Raw genomic sequence first — 21,304 nt, 5'->3', positions numbered from 1 at the left:
GCCGCCCCCGGCCCGCGCCGGCGTGGCTGCCCCCCGGTTCACCCGGGCGGCGTCCCGCTTCCCGGGCGCGGGCATGGGGTCTGGGAGCGGAAGCTGTGGCCGAGTTCGTCGCCCAGGCCGAAGTAGTGGCGGAAGTTGTAGATCAGCGGGCTCCACCGGGACGGGTCGACGTGCTGCGTGCCGGGCACCACGACGCGCGGATCCGCGTGGACCTTGAGCACCTCGGCCTCGACGACGAGGAAGTCTCCGGCGGCGTCGGGGCGTACCCGGGTCGCGCGGGCCTCCAGGTGCAGCGGGCATTCGGCGACCCGGGGCGGCGTGACCAGGTCGGACGGGACGGGACGCAGGCCGGCGGCGGCGAACTTGTCCGGCTCGAAGCGGAAGGCGTCCCGCTTGTGCTCGGGCACGTCGCGCCGTCCGGTCAGCGGGGCCAGCCGCTCCACCGCCGGCCACAGGGCGGGACCGGGGAGGTTCACCACCAGGTCGGGCCGGTGCCGCAGGTTGCGGCCCGTCTGCCCGGCCCGGCCCAGGCCCAGGACGACCACCTGGCCGAGCGCCCAGGCCGACGACATCGGCGCCAGGTTGACCGAGCCGTCCTCGTTCTCCGTCGACAGCAGCACGACCGGGGTGCCGAAGTACAGGATGCTCGGGGTGATCGGCACGTGCTCGGTCGTCACGCCGGTGGTCGGGGAACTGTCCGTGGCTGTGTTCATGGGCGGGACGCTAGGGCGCGGACCGTTCGGCGGCCGGCGAAGGATGACCGGGCGGCCGGATGCCGAGTGCGGCCGGCGTGGCGCCGAACCCGGCACCGCCGGCCGGCCGCCGCCGATCCCTAGCCGGCGAGGAAGTCGCGGCTGCGGTCCCAGAGCCGCTCGGCGGCCCGCGGGTCGTGGTCGGGCACGTCCGGGTCGGTGAACAGGTGCCCGGCGCCCGGGTAGCGGTGGACGTCGACGGTGGCGCCGGCCGCGGTCATCGCCCGCTGCCACTCGTCCACCTCGTCCTGCGGTTCGTACTCGTCCGGGTCGGCCAGGTGCAACTGCACCCGCAGGCCGGGGCGGACCGCCTCCGGCGCGCCGCCGGTGCCGTGCAACAGCAGCAACCCGGCCGTGTCGGGACGCTCCGCGAGCATCGCGCCGGCCACCCCGGCGCCCATCGAGAAGCCGGCGAGCACGGCGTCGGCCGGCGCGTCGCGCAGCGCCGTCCGGGCCCGGTCGAGCACGACCTCCCGGCCGATCCTGTCGAAGAGGGCGAAGCCGTCGGCCACCGTGTCGACGGCCGGCACGCCGTACAGGTCGGGGGTGACGACCTCGTGCCCGGCGGCGCGCAGCCGCTCGGCGGCGCGCAGCACGGCCGGCCGCAGCCCGTACACCGAGTGGAAGAGGACGATGTGTCGCATCGGCCCATCGTGCCCGAGACCCCCGACGGGATCGCCCGCGCCACGCGCGGCCGGCCGCCGCTGCCCGGGCCGGCCGATCCGGCCGCGGGTCAGCCCGGCTGGCCGTTGACGGTGCGGCTGCGGCCGCGGAACTCGGCCACCACCTCGCCGTTCTCGCGGGACACCGTGACGTCGTAGATGCCGCTGCGGCCGTACCGGGTCCGCTCGGTGGCCCGGGCGACCAGCAGGTCCCCCTCCCGGGCCGGCCGGACGAAGGTGATCTCACCGCCGGCGGCGACGGTGACCGGCCCGTGGCTGTTGCAGGCCAGCGCGAAGGCGGTGTCGGCGAGCAGGAAGACGTAGCCGCCGTGGGCGATGGCGTGCCCGTTGACCATCGCGCCGGTCACCCGCATCCGGGCCTCGGCCGTCCCGTCGGCGGCGCGGACCAGCTCGATGCCGAGACTCCGGGAGGCCGCGTCGGCGTCGAACATGTCGTACGCGGCGTTGCGTGCCTCGCCCACGTCAGCCCGCCCGCCGCTGGTCGACGATCCGGCGCATCTTGCCCATCGACCGCTCCACGCCGTCCGGCGCGATCACGTCGACCGCCACGCTCACCCCGATGGTGTTCTTGACCAGGTCGACCAGTTCCGCGCCGGCCCGCTCGGCGGCGTCGACGGTCACCCCGGCGCGCCGCTCGACCCGTACGGTCAGCGTGTCCATCCGCCCCTGCCGGTCCAGGACGCACTGGAAGTGCGGCGACAGCTGCGGGGTACGCAGGATCAGCTCCTCGATCTGGGTCGGGAAGACGTTCACCCCGCGCACGATCATCATGTCGTCGGTCCGTCCGGTGATCTTCTCGATCCGGCGCATCGGCCGGGCGGTGCCCGGCAGCAGCCGGGTGAGGTCCCGGGTGCGGTAGCGGACCACCGGCATGGCCTCCTTGGTCAGCGAGGTGAGCACCAGCTCGCCCCGCTCCCCGTCGGGCAGCACCTCGCCGGTCACCGGGTCGATGATCTCCGGGTAGAAGTGGTCCTCCCAGAGGTGCAGGCCGTCCTTGGTCTCCACGCACTCGTTGGCCACCCCGGGACCCATCACCTCGGAGAGGCCGTAGATGTCGACCGCGTGCATGTCGAGCCGCTGCTCCATCTCGCGGCGCATGTCCTCGGTCCACGGTTCGGCGCCGAAGATGCCCACCCGCAGCGAGGTGCCGCGCGGGTCGACGCCCTGCCGCTCCATCTCGTCGACGATGGCCAGCATGTAGCTGGGGGTGACCATGATGACCTCGGGCGCGAAGTCGCGGATCAGCATCACCTGCCGTTCGGTCATCCCGCCGGAGACCGGGATGACCGTGCAGCCCAGTTCCTCGGCGCCGTAGTGCGCGCCGAGCCCGCCGGTGAACAGCCCGTAGCCGTACGCGACGTGCACCCGGTCGCCGGGGCGGCCGCCGGAGGCGCGGATCGAGCGGGCCATCAACCGGGCCCAGGTCTTCAGGTCGGCCGCGGTGTAGCCGACCACGGTGGGCCGACCGGTGGTGCCCGAGGAGGCGTGCAGCCGGGCGATCCGCTCGCGGGGCACGGCGAACATGCCGAACGGGTAGTTCTCCCGCAGCTCGGCCTTGCCGGTGAGCGGGAAGCGGGCCAGGTCGGCCAGCTCCCGACAGTCGTCGGGGTGCACCCCGGCGGCCTCGAACGCGCGCCGGTAGTGCGGCACGTGCTCGTACGCGTGTCGCAGCGACCAGCGCAGCCGCGTAAGTTGCAGGGCCCGCAGCTCGTCGACGCCGGCCCGCTCGATCGGTTCCAGCTCCTCCGGGCGCGGGGTCCGGTCCTGCATCGCTACCTCCTGGGTGGCTCCTGGCGCGGCCGGCGGGCCGGGTGGCCTCCCCGGGTCGGCCACGCCCGCGCGGTCACCGCGCCCCGGCGCCGGGAGGTCACGCGCCCGCCGATCCGGGTACCGTACGCCCGCCGCCGGGCGGGCACCACCGCCGGGTGGCGCCCGCCCGGCCGGTGCTCAGACGGTCAGCAGCGCCTTGCCGACCACCGCCCGACCCTCGACGGCCCGGTGCGCGTCGGCGGCCCGCTCCAGCGGGAAGGTCCGCCCGATCAGCGGCGCGATCCGCCCGGCCGCCGCCGCGTCGAGCGCGGCCCGCAGGTGCCGACGGGCCTGCTCCGGCGTGAACTGCACGTCGGCGATGCCGGTGACGGCGATCCGCCGGGCCCGGGCGACCTCGGGGTCGGGGACCGCGAACGCCCCGGCCGGGGTGCCGTGCGCGGAGAACCGCCCGCCGGCGCGCACCAGGTCGAAGGCGGCCCGACCGTAGTCGCCACCGGCGCCGTCGAAGACCACGTCCACCTCCCCGGCGGCGGCGCGCACCCGGTCGGTCCAGCCCGGCTCGTCGTAGTCGACCACCACGTCCGCGCCGAGCCGGCGCAGCGCGTCCAGCTTCGCCGGGCCGCGGGCCGCCGCGACGACGATCCCGCCGGTGGCCCGTACCTCCTGCACCAGGATCGCGCCGAGGCCGCCGGCGGCGGCGGTGACCAGCACCCGGTCGCCGGCTCCGACCGGCACCAGGTCGAGCAGCCCGAACGCGGTCACCCCGTCGTGCAGCAGGGCGGCCGCGTCGGTGAGCGGGACGGCGTCCGGCACCGGCAGCACGCCGTCGACCGGCACCACGGCCCGTTCCAGGTAGCCGCCGCGCTCGTCGGTGCGGGTGACCACCCGGCGGCCGGACCAGCCCGGGTCGACCCCCGCGCCGACCGCGCCGACCGTGCCGGCCACCCCCACCCCCGGCCGGTACGGCGGCCGCACCGGGAAGTACGCCCCGCCCTCGCCGCGCCGGATCATCGTCTCCACCCAGAGCACGTCGGCGGCGGCCACCTCCACGACCACCTCGCCGGGACCGGGCACCGGCTCCGGCGCCTCGGCCAGCGTCAACACCTCCGGCCCCCCGAACGCGGTCACCTCGACCACCCGCATGTCACCCTCCCCGTCGCTCGTCCACTGCGACCAGCTTCGAAGGTGAAGCGGGGTTGAGGTCAACGGGCCACGGGGGTGAGGTGGCCCACCGGTCACGGGTTCTCCGGGTCCCGCTCACGTTCCCGCAGCAGGGAGGACGAACCGGCCGACCCGGGGAAACGGGAACAGCGCCCCGGTCGCCCAGCGCGAACGCGTACGCCTTCGGCGACCTCGGGTCGCGGAACGGCGGCCCCGCGGCCCGGGTGGTACGGCCGCGCGACCGCGGGTCACCGGGGTGCCGGCAACCGGTGCAGGGCGTCGACCAGCGGGGCCAGTTCCGGGGTGGCCTCCGCGTCGGCCAGCGCCTGCGCGAGCACCCGGTCGTGGGTGGGCCGGGCCTGGTCGAGCAGTTCGGAGCCGGCCGGGGTGAGTTCGGTGTAGATGCCACGCCGGTCGTCCGCGCAGAGCACCCGGGTCAGCAGACCGCGCTCCTCCAGCCGGGTGACCAGCCGGGTGGTCGCGCTGTCGGAGAGCGCCGCGGCGCGGGCCAGCTGGCGCATCCGCATGTGCCAGCCGTCCTGCCGGGAGAGCGCGTCGAGCACCGTGTACTCCACCACCGAGAGGTCGTGCCCGGCCTGCAGGGCGCGCTCGAGGGACGCCTCGATGAGGCCGTGCAGCGCGGCGAGGGTGCGCCAACCCTGCGCGCGGATCTCGACCGCGTCGTCGCCGATGCCCATCCGTGCCCCCTCGGACTCCTGGTCGACGTCGAGCTTAGCACGCTTGCGCTGATAGCAGGCGCGTGCAACTATTTCGTTGCTGCCGCGTGTAGTTGCATGCGCTCCCTACCTGTCCCCTTCCCGGAAACGGATGACCATGTCCCCACGCACCCGGTCCCTGCCCGCCGGCCTGCTCGCGCTGGCCGTCGGCGCCTTCGGCATCGGCCTCACCGAATTCGTGATCATGGGTCTGCTCCCCCAGGTCGCCGCCGACTTCGCGGTCACCGAGCCGGTCGCCGGCTGGCTGATCTCCGGTTACGCGCTGAGCGTCGCGGTCGGTGGGGTGGCGCTGACCGCGGCGGTCACCCGGCTGCCCCGCAAGCAGGTGCTGCTCGGCCTGATGGTGCTCTTCATCGTGGGCAACCTGCTCTCCGCGGTGGCCGACGGCTACGGCGTGATGCTGGCCGGCCGGATCGTCGCCGCGCTCTGCCACGGCGCGTTCTTCGGCATCGGCGCCGTGGTCGCCGCCGGGCTGGTCGCGCCGGCCCGCCGAGCGGGCGCCATCGCACTGATGTTCGCCGGACTGACCACCGCCAACGTGCTCGGCGTACCGTTCGGCACCTTCCTCGGCCAGCACTTCGGCTGGCGGTCCACGTTCTGGGCGATCACCGGCATCGGCGTGCTGGCGCTGATCGGCCTGGCCCTGCTCATCCCGGGCCGGACGGCCGGCGACACCGCTCCGGCCGGCGGGCTCCGCGGCGAACTGCACTCCTTCACCCACCCGCAGGTGTGGCTGTCGCTGGTGGTCACGATCCTGGGCTTCGGCGGCATGTTCGGCGCCTTCACCTACATCGCGTACACCCTCACCGAGGTCAGCGGCTTCGCCACCGGCACCGTGCCGTGGCTGCTCGTGCTCTTCGGGGTCGGCCTCTTCGCCGGCAACCTGCTCGGCGGGCGGGCGGCCGACCGGTCGCTGGACCACACCCTGGTCACCGTCCTGGCGGCGCTGAGCGTGGTGCTCACCGGCTTCGCCCTGACCGCCGGCAGCCGGCCGCTCACCATCGCGTCCCTGCTGCTGATGGGGGGCTTCGGCTTCGCCACCGTGCCTCCGCTGCAGATGCGGATCATGCGGTACGCCCACCGGGCCCCGACGTTGGCGTCCGGAGCGAACATCGCGGCCTTCAACGTCGGCAACGCCCTGGGCGCCTGGGTCGGCGGGCTGACCATCTCGGCGGGGCTCGGCTACACCGCCCCGATCTGGGCGGGGGCCGCGGTCACCCTGGCCGGCCTCGGCGTGCTGCTGGCGGCGCTGCGCCTGGCCCGCCGGCGCCCCGACCAGCCGGCCACCGAGCCGGATCTGGTGGCCGCCACCGGATGAGCGCCGGCGCTCGGACACCGCGCCGCCGAGGGGCGGGGTCGGGCCGGAACGCCGATCCCGACCCCTCCCTGCCACTCCTTCGCTATTGCAAAGATATTGCAACAAGGGCTGGACACCCACTCCCGCTGGTAACTAGCCTCCTCGCTATGAGTCCTTACATCACGAACGCGGCGGCCTGGCAGGAGAGCTGGGACCGCCAGCAGGAGGCGTACCTGCCGGACCGGGAGCACCGGTTCGGCGCCATGCTCGACGCGGTCGACGCGGTCCTCGACGGCGAGCGGCCCCGCCTGCTCGACCTGGCCGGCGGCACCGGCACCATCTCCCAGCGCGCGCTGCGCCGCTTCCCCGACGCCGAGGTGACCCTGCTCGACCTGGACCCGGCGCTGCTCGCCATCGCCCGCGCCACCCACGGCGACCGGGTCACCGTGGTGACCGCCGACCTCAACCGACCCGACTGGTCCGCCGCGCTGCCGCACCGGGAGTACGACGCGGTGCTCACCGCCACCGCCCTGCACTGGCTGCCGGGCGACCGGCTGGCCAAGCTCTACGCCGAGGTCCGCGACCTGCTGCGCCCGGGCGGCATCCTGCTCAACGCCGACCACATGCCCGACGACGGCCTGCCGCAGCTCAGCAAGCGCCTGCTGGACCGCGCCCGGGACCGCCGCGACGCCCGGTACGCCGCCGGCGCCGTACTGTCCTGGTCGGACTGGTGGGACCGGGCGGCGGCCGACCCGACGCTCGCCCCGCTGGTCGCCCGGCGCCGGGAGATCTACCCGTCCGGGCACAGCCCGGAGTGGAACCCGCCGGTCTCCTGGCACCTGGCCGCGCTGACCGACGCCGGCTTCACCGAGGTCGGCACGCTCTGGCGCGGCGGCACCGACGCCGCCGTGGCGGCCGTGCGCTGACCTCCGGCACGCCCGCCGCCCCGCCCGGGGACGGCACGGGGCGCTATGGCGGAACCCCGAGATCGCGACACGGCGGGCGGGGGCTGGTGGCGGCCCGCCGCGTCGCGACACGGCGGGCCGGCCGGGGGCCGCCGGGGCCGGCGCGGGAGGCCGAGCGGGGGCGGCACGGCGCGTGGAGCCGGTTCGCCCCGGGCGGTGACCCGGCGGGACCGGCCGGAGACCGGCCCGGGGCCGGCACGCCGGGCGTTATGCTGGCGCCCGCCGCCGGACGGCCGCTCGGCGGCACCCGCGGCTGGGGAGGAGACGTGACCGGTCCGGCCGAGCCGCCGCGGATCGATCCCGACGTCGACCTGCGGGTACCCGGTGACCGGGGCGAACTGGCCGCGCACCCGGCGGCGGTCCTCGGCGCCGTCTCCGCCGGGGGCGTGCTCGGCGCGCTGGCCCGCGCCGGCCTCCAGGCGGCGTTCCCGCACCACCCGGACGGCTTCCCCTGGGCGACCTTCGGGGTCAACCTCAGCGGCTGCCTGCTGATCGGCGTGCTGATGGCCGTGCTCGGCCGGTCCGGCGGCGGACGGCCGCTGGCCCGGCCGTTCCTCGGGGTGGGAGTGCTCGGCGGCTACACCACCTTCTCCACCTACGCGGTGGACGTGCACCGGGCGCTGCTGGCCGGCGCCCCGGCCACCGCCCTGGCGTACCTGGCCGCCACGCTGGTCGGGGCGCTGCTCGCGGTCTGGGCCGGGGACGCCGCGACCGACCGGTGGCTGCGGGGCCGCCGGTGACCGCCCTGCTCGTCGCGCTCGGCGCGGCCGTCGGCGCCCCGCTGCGCTACCTCACCGACCGGGCCGTGCAGGCCCGCCTCGGCTCGGCCTTCCCGTGGGGCACGCTCACGGTCAACGTGGCCGGGTCGTTGCTGCTCGGGGTGGTCACCGCACTGCCGACCGACCCGGCGGTGGGCGCGCTGGTGGGCACCGGCTTCTGCGGCGCCCTGACCACCTGGTCCACGCTGAGCTACGAGACGCTGCGGCTGGCGCGCGGTGGCCGCCGGCTGGCCGCGCTGCTCAACGTCACGGCCAGCCTCGCCGCCGGGTTCGCCGCCGCCACCGCCGGCTACGCGCTCGCCCGCGCCCTCACCGGCTGACCGGCCCGGGGCGCCACCGGTCGACGGAGCGCCCAACCCGGGCCGACCCGGCCCGGGTTGGGCCGAGTCGTTCCCGACGTCAGCTCCACAGCCTGCGCTCGCCCCCACCCGCCGCCGTCAGCCGCCGGCGGCGCCGAGGGCGGCCACCGGGCCGACCACGAACACCGCCGGCGGCCGGACGCCCTCCCGGGCGACCAGCGCCCCGATCCCGTCGAGCCGGGCCGCCACGGCACGCTGGCCGGGGTGCCCGGCGTCCTGCACGGCCAGCACCGGGGTGTCCGGGTCCCGCCCGTGTTCCACCAGCACCGCGGCGATCTTGTCGACGGTGTCCACCGCCATCAGCAGCACCAGGGTGCCCCGGGACCGGCCCAGCGCGGCCCAGTCCACCAGGGACTCCGGGTGCCCGGGCGGCAGGTGGCCGGAGACCACCGTGAACTCGTGCGCCACGCCCCGGTGGGTGACCGGCACGCCGGCCAGCGCGGGCGCGGCGACCGCGCTGGTCACCCCCGGCACCACGGTGACCGGCACGCCGGCCGCCGCGCAGGCCAGCACCTCCTCGTGGCCCCGCCCGAAGACGTACGGGTCGCCGCCCTTGAGCCGGACCACCCGCCGGCCCGCGCGGGCGTGCTCGACCAGGGCGGTGTTGATGGCCTCCTGGGCCATCGCCGGGCCCCGGGGCACCTTGGCCGCGTCGATGACCCGAACCCCGGGACGCAGGCCGGTGAGCAGGCCGCGCGGAGCCAGCCGGTCGACCACCACCACGTCAGCGGCGTCGAGCAGCGCCCGCCCCCGTACGGTGATCAGGTCGTCCGGCCCGGGGCCGCCGCCGACCACCGCCACCCGGCCCCGCCCGGGGTCGTGGTCGTGGCCGTGCTCCGGATCGCCGTCGCCGTGCTGGTGGTGATGGTGGTGGTGGTGGTGCCCGCCGACCGGGTCGTCGGGGTGGTCGTGCGGGGTCTGCGGCCGGCCCACCTTGTCGGCGAACCCCGGCAGCGCCACCCGGTACGCGCAGGTGTCGCAGTTCATCCGGATGTCCCCGCGCAACGCCTCGGCGTGCCGCTCGAGCACCAGGTCGGCCAGCTCGTCGCAGTCGCCGATCAGGTCGGCCAGCCGCACGTCGAGCTCCGGGTGCGCGGCGGCGTACGCGGCGGACCCGGCGACGATCCGGTCCGGCAGCACCCCGGCGAAGAGGAAGTACGGCGCCACCACGATCCGCCGCGCGCCGAGCCGGCGCAGCCGGTCCAGCACCCGGGGCACCGACGGTTCGGCGAGGGAGACGAAGCCGAACTCCACGCCGGCATAGCCGCGCCCCTCCCAGAGCAGCCGGGCCACCTTGGCCACCTCGGCGTTGGCGTCCGGGTCGGTGGACCCCCGCCCGATCAGCGCCACCCAGGTGTCGGCCCGCCCGTCGCCGGCCAGCGCCGCGTCGATCCGCTCGGCCAGGACGGTGTGCAGCAGCGGGTGCGGGCCGAGGGGGCGGCCGTAGCGGTAGCGCAGGCCCGGGTGGCGGTGCCGTTCCCGGGCCAGCGCGGCCGGGATGTCGCCCTTGCCGTGCCCGGCCGCGGTGAGCACCAGCGGCAGCGCGACCAGCGACCGGTGGCCCCGGCCGGCCAGCGCGCCGACCGCGTCGGCCAGCGGCGGGCGGGACAGCTCGATGAAGCCGCCCTCGACGTCGCCGACCGCCCCGGCGGCCCGCCGGCGGATCCGCTCGACCAGTGCGGTGAACTGCGCGACCCCGGCCGCGCTGCGCGTGCCGTGCCCGACGACGACCAGTGCGGTCATGGCTTCTCCTCGACGTAGAGCAGGGCGTTGAGGGCGGCGGCGGCGACCGCCGAGCCACCCTTCTCACTGCGGTTGGACACCCCGGGCAGGCCGCTGGCCCGCAGCGCCGCCTTCGCCTCGACGGCGCCGACGAAGCCGACCGGCAACCCGACCACCAGCGCCGGCCGGGCGTCCAGGGTGACCAGTTCGGCCAGGGCGGTGGGCGCGCAGCCGACCACCCAGACCGCGCCGGGGCCGACCCGGTCCAGCGCGATCCGGACCGCCGCCGCCGACCGGGTGAGGCCGGCCGCGCGGGCCAGCGCGGCGGTGGCCGCTTCGGCGACCGGGCAGAGCGCCTCCCGGCCGGTGATCCCGGCGGCCACCATGGCCACGTCGGTGACCACCGGCGCGCCGGCGCGCAGCGCGGCCAGCCCGCCGGCCAGTGCCGCCTCGACGCAGACCAGGTCGGTGACGTAGTCGAGGTCGGCGCTGGCGTGCACCACCCGTTCGATCACCGCGCGGGTCAGCGGCGGCAGGTGGGACAGGTCCACCCGGGACCGCAGGATCTCGTACGACCGCCGCTCGATCGGGTGGACGGCCCGGCTCACCGGGCGGCCGGGCATACGGCGCTGACCACTGTCGAACTCATCGGTTCCCCTCCACTGTCGGTGCCGGCGGCGCGGATCGCGTCCACCGGGCAGATCTCCAGGCACTCCAGGCAGCCGGTGCACCGGTCGGCGCGCACCTCCAGCCCGCCGGCCACCGGCCGCAGCGCGTGCGTCGGGCAGGTGAGCAGGCAGGCGCCGCAGCCCTGGCAGCCGTGCACGGTCACGGCCGCCACCGGTACCCCCGCGGGGTGACCATCCGGCCGGCCACGAACCGGGTGCGGCTGCTGCCCACCACCACGACGCTGTACATGTCGACCAGCGCGGCGTCGACGGTGGCCAGGGTGGCCAGGTGCACCCGCTCGCCGGCGCGGCTGGCGTTGCGCACCACCCCCACCGGGGTGTCCGCCGGGCGGTGCGCGGCGAGCAGCCGCAACGCCGCGTCGAGCTGCCAGTCCCGGGTGCGGCTGCGCGGGTTGTAGAGGACCGCCACCAGGTCGCCCTCGGCGACCGCGGCCAGCCGGCGCGCGATGACCTCCCACGGGGTGTGCAGGTCGGAGAGGCTCAGGTAGGCGTGGTCGTGGCCGAGCGGCGCGCCGAGCAGGGCCCCGGCGGCGAGGGCGGCGGTCACCCCGGGCACGCCGACCACGTCGATCCGCTCGTCGGCGTACTCCAGCGCGGGGCTGGCCATCGCGTACACCCCGGCGTCGCCGGAGCCGACCAGGGCCACCGCCTGCCCGGCGGCCGCCTCGGCGACGGCGGCGCGGGCCCGGGCCTCCTCGGCGCCCAGCCCGCTGGCGAGCACCCGGGTGCCCGGGCGCAGCAGGTCGCGCACCTGGTCGACGTACTGGTCGAGGCCGACCACCACGGCGGCCCGGCGCAGCTCGGCGACCGCGCGCGGGGTGCGCAGGTCGGCCGCGCCGGGGCCGAGGCCGACGATCGCGAGCCGGCCGCGCGGGGCGTGCCGGGCCACCGCCACGGTGGCCATCGCGGTCGCGGTCTTCGGCACCAGCAGCTCGGCCTCGCCGCCGAGCAGCGCGGCCGCCTCGGCGACGCTCGGCGTGCCGACCGCGGCGCGGACCACCTCGCTGGGGTGCGGCACGTCGACCGCCGCCAGCGCCGCGGCGGGATAGGTCACCAGGGGTACGCCGAGCGCGTCCGCGGTGGCCCGGATGCCCGCCTCGTCGGCCTTGACGTCGGCGCTGGCCAGGTGGCGCAGGCTGGCCGGGCTCAGCCCGGCGGCGGCGAGCACCCGGTCGAGCAGCTCGCGCACCTGCGCGGCGGGCACCCCGCGGCTGGCGCCGACCCCGGCGACCAGCGACGGGGGTCGCAGCACGGCGGTCCGCCCGTCGAGCGGCACCAGCCGGTCGGTGACCAGCAGCCGGTATCCGCCGCCGGCCGCCGGCCCGGCGTCCACCACCGGCCCGGCGTCCCGCGACGGTGCGGCGTCCACCGTGGGCCCGGCCTGCGCGGTCGCATCCGCACCCGCGCCAGCAGCGGCGGTCGCGGCCGGACCGGGCAGGTCCGGACCGGGGCGGACGTTGGGCGGCAGCGCGGGCAGCGGCCAGGCGGCGTCGGCGACCAGCGCGACCGGTTCGCCGTCGAGGATGGCGCGGCCGACCGCGGCGACCGCGCCCTCGACCGGCCAGCCGAGCGTGTCCAGCCCCGGCAGGCCGGCCGCGTCGGAGGCGGTGGTCACCACCGGCCGCGCGTCGAGCAGCGCGCCGACCCGTCCGGCGAGGTCGTTGGCGCCGCCGGCGTGCCCGCCGAGCAGCGCGACGGCGTGCCGGGCCGCCTCGTCGACCACCACCACTGCCGGGTCCGTGCGCTTGTCGCCGAGCAGCGGCGCGAGGACGCGCACCACCGCCCCGGTGGCCAGGAACGCCACCACCGCGTCGCACTCCGCCCAGGCGGTGCGCAGCGCGTCGGCGACGGTCGGGCCGGTCACCGGCCGGGCGTGCGGCCAGGCGTCGGCGAGCACGCGGGCGTGCCGGCGGCCGGCGGCGGTGGCCGCGACGAGTCCGATCCGGCTGGCGCGGGGCGCTCCGGCCGGCGCGGCGGTGGTCGGGTGGTTCACGGGCGCTCCCCGGTGAGGACGACCACCGGGTTGGTGGCCGCGAGTCGGATGGATCCGCCGGGCAGGTCGGCGAGGCGGGCGGCGCCGAGTTGGACGCCCTCGACGGCGTAGCCGGCGGCGCGCAGCAGCCCGACCGCCGGGGCGACCCGGTCCACCGCGGCGAGGGTGACCACCACCCGGTCGGGGGCGCGGCGGGCCACGGCGGCGAGCGCGTCGGTGCCACCGCCGCCGACGAAGACGGCGTCCGCTTCGGGCAGCCCGCGCAGCGCCTCCGGGGCGGCGCCGGTCACCACCCGGACGTCGACGCCGTGCCGGTCGGCGTTGACCCGGACCAGCCCGGCGGCGGCCGGGTCCCGGTCCACCGCGACGACCGCCGCGCCGAGCAGCGCGCACTCGACGCCGACCGAGCCGCTGCCCGCGCCCACGTCCCAGACCAGCCGGCCGAGCCGGGGGCGCAGCCGGGCCACCGCCAGGGCGCGGACCTCGGACTTGGTGATCATGGAGTGCCGGTGCGCGTAGGCGTCCTCGGGCAGCGCCCAGCCGCCGGCCGGCGCGGCGGCCGGCTGGTTGTCGGTCCGCATCCCGGCGGCGCGGCCGGTTCCGGGGTGGGCCAGGCAGAGCAGCACGTGCGGGTCGGCCCAGCTCCGCGCGGCGGCCTCGGCCGGGCTGGTCTCGACGACCCGTTCGGCGTCGCCGCCCAGGTGCTCGGCCACCACCAGCCGGCGGGTCCAGCCGGCCAGCCCGGCACCGATCTCGGCCGCCCCGGCGCCGGGCGCGGTGAGCACCGCCACCGCCGGCAGGGCCCGGCAGGCGTTCAGCGCCGGCCGCGGGTCCCGCCCGTGCGCGCTCACCACGACGGCGTCGTCCCACGGCCGGCCGGCCCGGGCGAACGCGGCGGCCACGCTCGACACCGCCGGCAGCACCCGCGGGCGCAGCCCGGCGGCGCGCAGCCGGCGGACGATGCCGAAGAAGCCGGGATCGCCGCTGGCCAGCACGACGGCGGGAGTGCCGGCGGCGACGGCGGCGGCGAGCCGGTCCAGCGCGGGGGCGAGCGGCCCCAGCGCGACGGTGGCGCAGCCGGGTGGCACCGGCAGCGCGGCGAGGTGCCGGGCCGCGCCGACCACCAGGCCGGCGCCGGCCAGCGTCGCGGCGAGCCCGGGGTGTGCCGGGCGACCCGCGGCGTCGACCCCCACGACGGTCAACCCGGGCGCCCGGTCGCCCTCGCCCGCCGTCATGCCGCCCACCGGCCGGAGGAGGCGACCACCCGGGAGCCGGCGAAGTCCACCATCGCCACGTCGACGGCCACCGGGTGGCCGGCGAAGCGCAGCAGCACCTGGCGGACCCGCCGGCAGAGCAGGTCACCGGCCGCCCCGAGAAGGCCGGCCGCCGCCCACAGCTCGTACGCGTGCCGGCCGGTGTTGGCGGCGACGACCGCGGCGACCAGGTCGGCGTCGCCGCCGGCCTCGGCGGTGACCGCGCCGAGCAGCGACAGGTCGACCCTGGACCGGGTGTAGTGGGTCATCAGCACGCCGGCGGCGAGCTTGGCCAGCTTGCCGGCCATGCCGACGAAGACCACCCCGGTCAGGCCGTCGGCGACCGCGGCGGTGACCGCCGCGCCGGTGAAGTCGCCCACCTCGACGAAGCAGACCTCCGGCAGCTCCGGCAGCAGCTCCCGGGCGGCCCGCTCGGTGCGCCCGCCGGTGCAGAGCACCACGGTCCGCTGGCCCTGCGCGGCCATCACGTGCACCGCCTGCACCACACTGGCCCGCCAGGAGGCGGTGGAGAACGGGCGGACGATCCCGGTGGTGCCGAGGATCGAGATGCCGCCGACGATGCCGAGCCGCCGGTTGGTGGTCTTGCGCGCCATGACCTCGCCGCGCGGCACGCTGATCACCACGTGCACGCCGGCGCGGGTCAGGTCGACCACCTCCGCCACCGCTTCGGTGATCATGCGTCGCGGGGTGTCGTTGATGGCCGGCCCGCCGACCGGCAGCCCGAGGCCCGGCCGGGTGACCGTGCCGACGCCGTCGCCGCCGGCCAGCCGCAGTCCGGGCGGCGCCGACCAGCGCACCGTGGCGGTCAGCTCCGCGCCGTGGGTGACGTCCGGGTCGTCCCCGGCGTCCTTGACCACCACCGCCTCCGCCCACGGCGCCGGACCGGCGGCCAGCTCGCACCGGCTGACCGCGAAGCGCACCCGCCGCCCGGCCGGCAGCCCGATCTCCACCTCCCGCTGCGGCACGCCGGTGACCAGCGCGGTCACCGCCGCCTTCGCCGCCGCCGTGGCGCAGGCGCCGGTGGTCCAGCCGGTGCGCAGCGCGGTGGGCCGGACCTTCGCGGTACGCGGCAGGTCCGGCTCGCGCAGCGGCGGCTCCGCGTACGTCATGCCCGGGGCCCGTCCCCCGGCCCGGCGTCCCGGGCCCGGCGCAGCTCGGCCCGGGCGGCCGGCTCCGCACGGCGGAAGGTGTGGAAGTGCCCGGGGTGGTAGAGGTGCGAGCGGGTGCCGGCGGCGGCCAGCGCCGGACCGACCAGGAACAGGGTGTGCTTCCAGAGCCGGTGCTCCTTCACGGTGGCCGCCAGGGTGCCGACCGTGCAGCGCACCACCAGCTCGTCCGGCCAGGTCGCCTGGTACGCCACCACGGCCGGGGTGTCCGCCGGGTAGCCGCCGGCCAGCAGCTCGGCCTGCACCTGCCCGGAGCGGGCGGCGGAGAGGAAGAGCGCCATGGTGGTGCCGTGCCGGGCGAAGTCGCGTACCCGCTCCCCCGGCGGCATCGGCGTCTTGCCGCCCTCCAGCCGGGTGAGGATCACCGACTGGGCCACCTCGGGGACTGTCAGTTCGCGGCCGACGATCGCGGCGACCGCGGTGAACGAGGAGACCCCGGGCACCACCTCGACCGCCAGCCCGAGCGCCCGGCACAGGTCGAGCTGCTCCTGCACCGCACCCCAGAGCGCCGGGTCGCCGGAGTGGATCCGGGCCACGGCCAGCCCCTCGGCGGCGGCCCGCCGGTAGAGCGGGAGCACCCCCTCGATGGGCAGCTGCGAGGAGTCGACGATCTCGGCGCCGGGACGGGCGTACCCGAGTACGTCGGCGTGCACCAGGCTGGCCGCCCAGATCACCACGTCGGCGGCGCCGATCGCCCGGACGGCCCGCAGGGTGAGCAGGTCCGCCGCGCCGGGGCCGGCGCCGACGAAGCACACCCGGCCGGCCGGCGTCGCCCGCTCGGCGGTTTCCGCGCTGGTCACAGCTTTCCTCCCCGACGGTCGCGGCGGGCCGGGACCAGCAGCGTGGACAGGTACGGCAGGTCGTCGCCGGCCAGCTCGACCGGGCCGACCCGCTCGCCGGGCAGCCCGAGCCCCCGGCCCAGCACGGCCTCGCCGAGCCGGTCCTGCCGGCGCAGCTCGGCGACCAGGTCGGCGTGCCGCCGCCAGCCCTTGTAGGCGACCACGGTGCCCGGTCCGGCGAGCGCGTCGGCGAAGAGCGCCAGCCCGGCGGTGGCCGGCAGCAGGGTCAGCGGCTCCCGGCCCTCGCAGAGCGGGACGCCGCTGCGCGCGGAGAGTTCCTGCATGGCGGTGATCCCGGGCACCGTGCGCACCTCGACCGACGGGCGCAGCGCCCGGACGGTCTGCGCCAGGTAGCCGAAGGTGGAGTAGACGTTCGGGTCGCCGATGGTGGCGAAGGCCAGCGCCCGCGCACCGCCGTCGACCGCGCCGACCACCGCCCGGGCGGCGGCGTCCCAGGCGCGTTCCCGGCGACGGGTCACCCCGCCCCGGTCGTCCAGGGCGAACGGCAGCCGGTGCAGCCGGTCCGCGGCGACGTGCCCGGCGACGGTGGTCTCGGCCCGCCCGGGGCTCGCGGCGAGGCGGTCCAGCACGGGTACGAAGACCACGTCGGCCTCGGCCAGCACCCGGACCGCCCGGAGGGTGAGCAGCTCCGGATCGCCCGGACCGACCCCGACCCCGGTCAGCGTGGCGGCGTCGGCCGGCCCGGACCGGCCGGCGCCCGGCCCGGGCGGGCCGGTGTCAGCGCGCGCGGTCACCGGCTGGCCGCCGGCCAGGCGGCGGGCGGAGGGCGGCTCGGCCGGGGCGCCGCGATCGTCCGCCGGGATGCCGTTCCGCGCGGTCACCGGCTGGCCGCCTCGACCAGGCGGCGGGCGGCCCGCGGGTGGCCGGCCCAGTGCGTGTGCAGGTAGGACGCGTGCACTGCGCCCGCGACGAAGCCGTGCTGGGCGCCGTCCCAGCGCCACGCCGGCCGGTCGCCGTGGCCCGGGTCGGTGGCGGTGCGGTGGAACTCGTGCCCGCGTACCGGGTCGCCGGCGCGGGCCAGCGGGGAGTCGGTGGCGGCCACCGCGTCGCGGTAGCCGAGGGTGAGCCGGTCGGTCATCCGGGCGGTGAGGTCGAGCCGGCCGCACATCGGCGCGCCGTCCAGGCAGCGGCCGAGGTAGAGCAGCCCGGCGCACTCGGCGAGCACCGGGCCGTCGAAGCCGGCCAGCTCGGCGCGGAGCGCCGTGTTGTCGGCGAGCTGCCCCGCGTACGCCTCGGGGAAGCCGCCGCCGACGACCACCGCGCGGGTGCCGGCGGGCAGCGCCGGGTCGCGCAGCGGGTCGAAGCCGGCCACCTCGGCGCCGGCCGCGACCAGCAGTTCGGCGTGCTCGGCGTAGCAGAAGGTGAAGGCCGGTCCGCCGGCGACCGCGACGACCGGGCGGCCGGCGCCGGCCGGGCCGCCGACGGCGGCGGCCGGGTCCCAGGCCGGCGCGGTCAGCGGCGGGGCGGTGCGGGCCAGCGCCAGCACCGCGTCCAGGTCCACCGTGGACTCGACCAGGTCGGCGAGGGCGGCCACCGTGGCGACGGACTCCGGCGCCCGCTCGGCGACCGGCACCAGCCCGAGGTGGCGCGACGGCGCGGCCACCGCGGCGGCCCGCGCGACTGCCCCGAGCACCGGTACGCCCACCTCGGCGAGCGCGTCGCGCAGCAGCGTCTCGTGCCGGGCCGAGCCGACCCGGTTGAGCAGCACGCCGCCGATCCGCACGGCCGGGTCGAACGCGGCCATGCCGAGCGCCAGCGCGGCGGCGGAGCGGCCCTGCGCGGTGGTGTCCAGCACCAGCAGCACCGGGGCGTCGACCAACCGCGCGACGTGTGCGGTGGAGGCGAAGCCGCGCCGGCCGACCGCGCCGTCGTGCAGCCCCATCACCCCCTCGATCACCGCCACGTCGGCCGGCACCGGCACGGACGCGCCGTGCCGCAGCAGCGGCGCGATCCGTTCCTCGCCGACCAGCCAGGGGTCGAGGTTGCGGCCGGGCCGGCCGGCGGCGAGGGCGTGGTAGCCGGGGTCGATGTAGTCGGGGCCGACCTTGTGCGGGCTGACCGCCAGGCCGCGGCGGCGCAGCGCGGCGAGCAGCCCGGTGGCGACGGTGGTCTTGCCGTGCCCGCTGGCCGGCGCGGCCACCACCACCCGGGGCAGCGCCCACGGCGCGGCGGGTTCGGCGGCGGGGCGGGTCACCACTCGATGCCCTTCTGGCCCTTCTGGCCGGCGTCCATCGGGTGCTTGACCTTCACCAGGTCGGCGACCAGGTCGGCGGCGGCGACCAGCCGCGGGTCGGCGTCCCGGCCGGTGATGACCACGTGCTGGAACCCGGGGCGGTTCGCCAGGGTGTCGACCACCTCGTCGACGTCCACCCAGCCCCACGTCATCGGGTAGGTGAACTCGTCGAGCACGTAGAGGCCGTAGCGCTGGGCGGCCAGGTCGCGCTGGATCTGCCGCCAGCCCTCCAGGGCGTCGGCGGCGTGGTCGGCGGCGCCGCCGCGCTGGATCCACGACCAGCCCTCGCCCATCTTGTGCCAGGCCACCGGGGCGCCCTGGCCGGTGTGCCGGTGCACCTCGCCGAGCGCGCGGAAGGCGTTCTCCTCGCCGACCCGCCACTTGGCGCTCTTGACGAACTGGAACACCCCGACCGGCAGGCCGGCCGTCCAGGCCCGCAGCGCCAGCCCGAACGCCGCGGTGGACTTCCCCTTCATCTGCCCGGTGTGGACGATCAGCAGTGGGCGGTTGCGCCGCTGCCGGGTGGTCAGCCCGTCGGCGGGTACGTGGCTCGGCTTCCCCTGCGGCATCAGGCGGCGCTCCTTCTCGATCGGTCTTCCCCGGCGATCTTGCAGTTTGGGTCCCTGATTTCTGCGCTTTCGTCCGTCATGCCCGGGCCCGAAGTGCAAGATCGCGGGACTGGGTGGGGTGGGCGGCGAGATGGGTCAGGGGGGCGGTGGCGATCTCGGCCAGGGGGTGGTGGTCGGCGGCGAGGTGGGTGGCGAGGCGGCGGGCCAGGTGGAGGCGGACCGGGCCGGACTCGCAGTCGACGACGACGCAGGGGGCGCCGGTGGCGGCGAGCACGCCCGCCGCGCGGGCGGCCCGGTCCAGCGGCCGGTCGCCGGCGGTGGCCCGGCCGTCGGTGAGCACCAGCACCAGCGGGCGCCGCCGGGGGTCGCGCAGCCGCTCCACCCGTAGCAGCTCGGCGGCGGCCAGCAGCCCTTCGGCCAGCGGGGTGCGCCCGCCGGTGGGCAGGTCGGCGAGCCGGGCCGACGCGGCCAACACCGACGAGGTCGCCGGCAGCAGGGTCTGCGCGCCGGCGCCCCGGAAGGCGACCACGGCGACCTTGTCCCGGCGCTGGTAGGCGTCGGTGAGCAGGGCGAGCACGGCGCCCTTGACGGCGGCCATCCGCTGCCGGGCGCCCATCGACCCGCTGGCGTCCACCACGAAGAGCACCAGGTTGCCCTCGCGCCCCTCGCGGACCGCCTCGCGCAGGTCGACCGGGCGCAGCCGCAGCGGCCCGACGGTGCGGCCCCGGGCGGCCTGGTGCGGCGCGGCGGCCCTCAGCGTCGCCGGCAGGTGCAGCGCGCCGGGGCGGCCGGCCGGCACCCGGGCGCCGGTGGTCCGGCCCCGTCCGGTGCGGGCCCGGGACCGGCGCCCCGGCACGCCGTCACCGACGCCGGGCGCGGTGAGCAGCCGGGCCTTCAGGCCCTGCCGAGGGACGGCCACCGGCTGCCCGCCCGCGCCGGGCCGGCCGTCCGGACGGGCCGGGTCGGACCCGCCGCCCGCGCCCGCGTCCCCGCCACCGGGGTCGCGCGGGCCGGCCACCAGGTCGTCGGAGCGCTCGGAAACCTCGTCGGCACCGGGCCGGTCGGGCCCGGTGCCGTCGGCCCGGTCCCCGGCGGCGTCAGCGCTCCCGGAGTCCGGTCCGAAAGCGCCGGCCGGCCGGGCTTCGGATCCGCCGTCCTCCCGGGACCCGTCGGATCGGCCGTCGTCGCGGGTGCCGCCGGGACCGCCGTGCGGGCCGGGACCGGGGGTGTCGGGGCCGCCGCGCGGGCCGCCACCGGAACCGCCCGGGCCGCCGGGGTCGTCGTCGGGGCCGTCGTCACCGGCCCGGTCCAGGGCCTCGTCGAGGCGCTTCTCGTCCAGGCCGGGGGTGTCGAACGGGTCCCGGCGGCGGCGGTGCGGCAGCGCCAGCCGGGCGGCCACCCGGACGTCCTCGACGGTGACCGCGTCCCGGCCGTGCCAGGCGGCGTGCGCGAGCGCGGTGCGCGCGGTGACGATGTCGGCGCGCATGCCGTCCACGTCGAAGGCGGCGCAGACCTCGGCGATCTGGCGCAACGCGGCGTCGGGCAGCCGCACGCCGTCCAGCCGCCGCCGGGCGGTGGCCACCCGGTGGGCGATCTCGGCGTCCGCGGCGGCCCAGCGGGCGGCGAAGCCGACCGGGTCGGCGTCGGCGGCGAGCCGGCGGCGGACCACCTCGACCCGGACGGCGGGATCGCGGCTGGCGCCCACCTCGACGGTGAGCCCGAACCGGTCGAGCAGCTGCGGGCGCAGCTCCCCCTCCTCCGGGTTCATCGTGCCGACCAGCAGGAACCGGGCGGCGTGGCTGACCGAGACGCCTTCGCGCTCGACGTGGCAGCGGCCCATCGCGGCCGCGTCGAGCAGCAGGTCGACCAGGTGGTCGTGGAGCAGGTTGACCTCGTCGACGTAGAGCACCCCGCGGTGCGCGGCGGCGAGCAGGCCGGGCTCGAACGCGCGGACCCCGTCGGCGAGGGCCCGTTCCAGGTCGAGCGAGCCGACCACCCGGTCCTCGGCGGCGCCGACCGGCAGCTCCACCAGCCGGGCGGGGCGGCGCTCGGCCGGCGGCGCGGCCGGGTGCGGGCCGTCCGGGCAGGCCGGGTCGGGGGCGGCGGGGTCGCAGGCGAACCGGCAGCCGGCCACCCGGTCGACCGGCGGCAGCAGCGCGGCGAGCGCGCGGACGGCGGTGGACTTGGCGGTGCCCTTCTCGCCGCGCACCAGCACCCCGCCGATGGCCGGGCTGACCGCGTTGAGCAGCAGCGCGAGCCGCATGTCGGCCATGCCGAGCACGGCGCTGAACGGGT

General features: G+C 77.7%; 21 protein-coding genes. 4 read left to right on the top strand and 17 right to left on the bottom strand.

The genetic code is table 11. The annotated features are described in order from the left end of the window. Nucleotides 1–38: 38 nt before the first annotated feature. From Q3W71_RS26595 to Q3W71_RS26570, 6 genes are all read right to left on the bottom strand, one after another. Nucleotides 39–713: a flavin reductase family protein gene (locus tag Q3W71_RS26595; protein WP_302922209.1), complete on the bottom strand. Its 675-nt coding sequence runs from the start codon at nt 711–713 to the stop codon at nt 39–41. 119 nt (nt 714–832) lie between these two features. Beyond that, the gene (locus Q3W71_RS26590) at nt 833–1,396 is read right to left on the bottom strand and encodes a dienelactone hydrolase family protein (protein WP_302922208.1); all 564 of its coding nucleotides are present in this window, start codon (nt 1,394–1,396) and stop codon (nt 833–835) included. Between the two features lie 89 nt (nt 1,397–1,485). Next, nucleotides 1,486–1,866, bottom strand: coding sequence for a hydroxyphenylacetyl-CoA thioesterase PaaI (gene paaI, locus Q3W71_RS26585; RefSeq protein WP_302922335.1), 381 nt, complete (start codon nt 1,864–1,866; stop codon nt 1,486–1,488). 31 nt (nt 1,867–1,897) lie between these two features. Next, the gene (paaK, locus tag Q3W71_RS26580; protein WP_302922207.1) at nt 1,898–3,205 is read right to left on the bottom strand and encodes a phenylacetate--CoA ligase PaaK; all 1,308 of its coding nucleotides are present in this window, start codon (nt 3,203–3,205) and stop codon (nt 1,898–1,900) included. A 177-nt stretch (nt 3,206–3,382) separates the two neighbouring features. Beyond that, the gene (locus Q3W71_RS26575) at nt 3,383–4,348 is read right to left on the bottom strand and encodes a zinc-binding dehydrogenase (protein ID WP_302922206.1); all 966 of its coding nucleotides are present in this window, start codon (nt 4,346–4,348) and stop codon (nt 3,383–3,385) included. A 266-nt stretch (nt 4,349–4,614) separates the two neighbouring features. Continuing rightward, nucleotides 4,615–5,064, bottom strand: coding sequence for a MarR family winged helix-turn-helix transcriptional regulator (locus Q3W71_RS26570; protein ID WP_302922205.1), 450 nt, complete (start codon nt 5,062–5,064; stop codon nt 4,615–4,617). A gap of 136 nt (nt 5,065–5,200) precedes the next feature. Between Q3W71_RS26570 and Q3W71_RS26565 the strand changes: the two genes are divergently transcribed. The 4 genes from Q3W71_RS26565 (at nt 5,201) to crcB (ending at nt 8,464) form a co-directional block, all read left to right on the top strand. After that, nucleotides 5,201–6,421 (top strand): MFS transporter, encoded by a 1,221-nt coding sequence (locus tag Q3W71_RS26565; protein ID WP_302922204.1) that lies wholly within the window; start codon nt 5,201–5,203, stop codon nt 6,419–6,421. 146 nt (nt 6,422–6,567) lie between these two features. Next, nucleotides 6,568–7,326 carry a trans-aconitate 2-methyltransferase gene (locus Q3W71_RS26560; RefSeq protein WP_302922203.1) on the top strand — a complete coding sequence of 253 codons (759 nt, stop codon included), beginning with the start codon at nt 6,568–6,570 and terminating at the stop codon, nt 7,324–7,326. 305 nt (nt 7,327–7,631) lie between these two features. Continuing rightward, nucleotides 7,632–8,105 carry a CrcB family protein gene (locus Q3W71_RS26555; RefSeq protein WP_302922202.1) on the top strand — a complete coding sequence of 158 codons (474 nt, stop codon included), beginning with the start codon at nt 7,632–7,634 and terminating at the stop codon, nt 8,103–8,105. After that, nucleotides 8,102–8,464 (top strand): fluoride efflux transporter CrcB, encoded by a 363-nt coding sequence (gene crcB, locus Q3W71_RS26550; protein WP_302922201.1) that lies wholly within the window; start codon nt 8,102–8,104, stop codon nt 8,462–8,464. Before Q3W71_RS26555 ends, crcB begins: the two co-directional genes overlap by 4 nt. A gap of 117 nt (nt 8,465–8,581) precedes the next feature. On the opposite strand, the gene cobA is transcribed toward crcB, so the two are convergent. The 11 genes from cobA to Q3W71_RS26495 all read right to left on the bottom strand — a co-directional run bounded on the left by cobA (nt 8,582) and on the right by Q3W71_RS26495 (nt 21,281). Beyond that, the gene (gene cobA, locus Q3W71_RS26545; RefSeq protein WP_302922200.1) at nt 8,582–10,246 is read right to left on the bottom strand and encodes a uroporphyrinogen-III C-methyltransferase; all 1,665 of its coding nucleotides are present in this window, start codon (nt 10,244–10,246) and stop codon (nt 8,582–8,584) included. After that, entirely contained in the window at nt 10,243–10,833 is a 591-nt protein-coding gene (locus Q3W71_RS26540; RefSeq protein ID WP_302922199.1) for a precorrin-8X methylmutase, read from the bottom strand. Before Q3W71_RS26540 ends, cobA begins: the two co-directional genes overlap by 4 nt. After that, nucleotides 10,830–11,066 (bottom strand): 4Fe-4S binding protein, encoded by a 237-nt coding sequence (locus Q3W71_RS26535; protein ID WP_302922198.1) that lies wholly within the window; start codon nt 11,064–11,066, stop codon nt 10,830–10,832. The genes Q3W71_RS26540 and Q3W71_RS26535 overlap by 4 nt, the downstream gene beginning before the upstream one ends. Next, on the bottom strand, nt 11,054–12,907 hold the full coding sequence (gene cobJ / locus Q3W71_RS26530) for a precorrin-3B C(17)-methyltransferase (RefSeq protein ID WP_302922197.1): 1,854 nt from the start codon (nt 12,905–12,907) through the stop codon (nt 11,054–11,056). The genes Q3W71_RS26535 and cobJ overlap by 13 nt, the downstream gene beginning before the upstream one ends. Continuing rightward, complete coding sequence (gene cbiE / locus Q3W71_RS26525) at nt 12,904–14,142, bottom strand: precorrin-6y C5,15-methyltransferase (decarboxylating) subunit CbiE (RefSeq protein WP_302922196.1); 1,239 nt, start codon at nt 14,140–14,142, stop codon at nt 12,904–12,906. Before cbiE ends, cobJ begins: the two co-directional genes overlap by 4 nt. Beyond that, the gene (locus Q3W71_RS26520; protein ID WP_302922195.1) at nt 14,139–15,290 is read right to left on the bottom strand and encodes a cobalt-precorrin-5B (C(1))-methyltransferase; all 1,152 of its coding nucleotides are present in this window, start codon (nt 15,288–15,290) and stop codon (nt 14,139–14,141) included. Before Q3W71_RS26520 ends, cbiE begins: the two co-directional genes overlap by 4 nt. Beyond that, nucleotides 15,287–16,147, bottom strand: coding sequence for a precorrin-4 C(11)-methyltransferase (cobM, locus tag Q3W71_RS26515; RefSeq protein WP_302922194.1), 861 nt, complete (start codon nt 16,145–16,147; stop codon nt 15,287–15,289). The genes Q3W71_RS26520 and cobM overlap by 4 nt, the downstream gene beginning before the upstream one ends. Then, entirely contained in the window at nt 16,144–16,869 is a 726-nt protein-coding gene (gene cobI, locus Q3W71_RS26510; protein ID WP_302922334.1) for a precorrin-2 C(20)-methyltransferase, read from the bottom strand. Before cobI ends, cobM begins: the two co-directional genes overlap by 4 nt. A gap of 155 nt (nt 16,870–17,024) precedes the next feature. Beyond that, nucleotides 17,025–18,401 (bottom strand): cobyrinate a,c-diamide synthase, encoded by a 1,377-nt coding sequence (locus Q3W71_RS26505; protein ID WP_302922193.1) that lies wholly within the window; start codon nt 18,399–18,401, stop codon nt 17,025–17,027. After that, nucleotides 18,398–19,009, bottom strand: coding sequence for a cob(I)yrinic acid a,c-diamide adenosyltransferase (gene cobO, locus Q3W71_RS26500; protein WP_302922192.1), 612 nt, complete (start codon nt 19,007–19,009; stop codon nt 18,398–18,400). Before cobO ends, Q3W71_RS26505 begins: the two co-directional genes overlap by 4 nt. A 76-nt stretch (nt 19,010–19,085) precedes the next feature. After that, on the bottom strand, nt 19,086–21,281 hold the full coding sequence (locus Q3W71_RS26495) for a VWA domain-containing protein (protein ID WP_368051232.1): 2,196 nt from the start codon (nt 21,279–21,281) through the stop codon (nt 19,086–19,088). Between the last annotated feature and the right edge of the window lie 23 nt (nt 21,282–21,304).

This window comes from Micromonospora sp. C28SCA-DRY-2 (assembly GCF_030519475.1).
Taxonomy (GTDB): Bacteria; Actinomycetota; Actinomycetes; order Mycobacteriales; family Micromonosporaceae; genus Micromonospora.
This window is presented reverse-complemented; position numbering and strand designations above follow the sequence as displayed.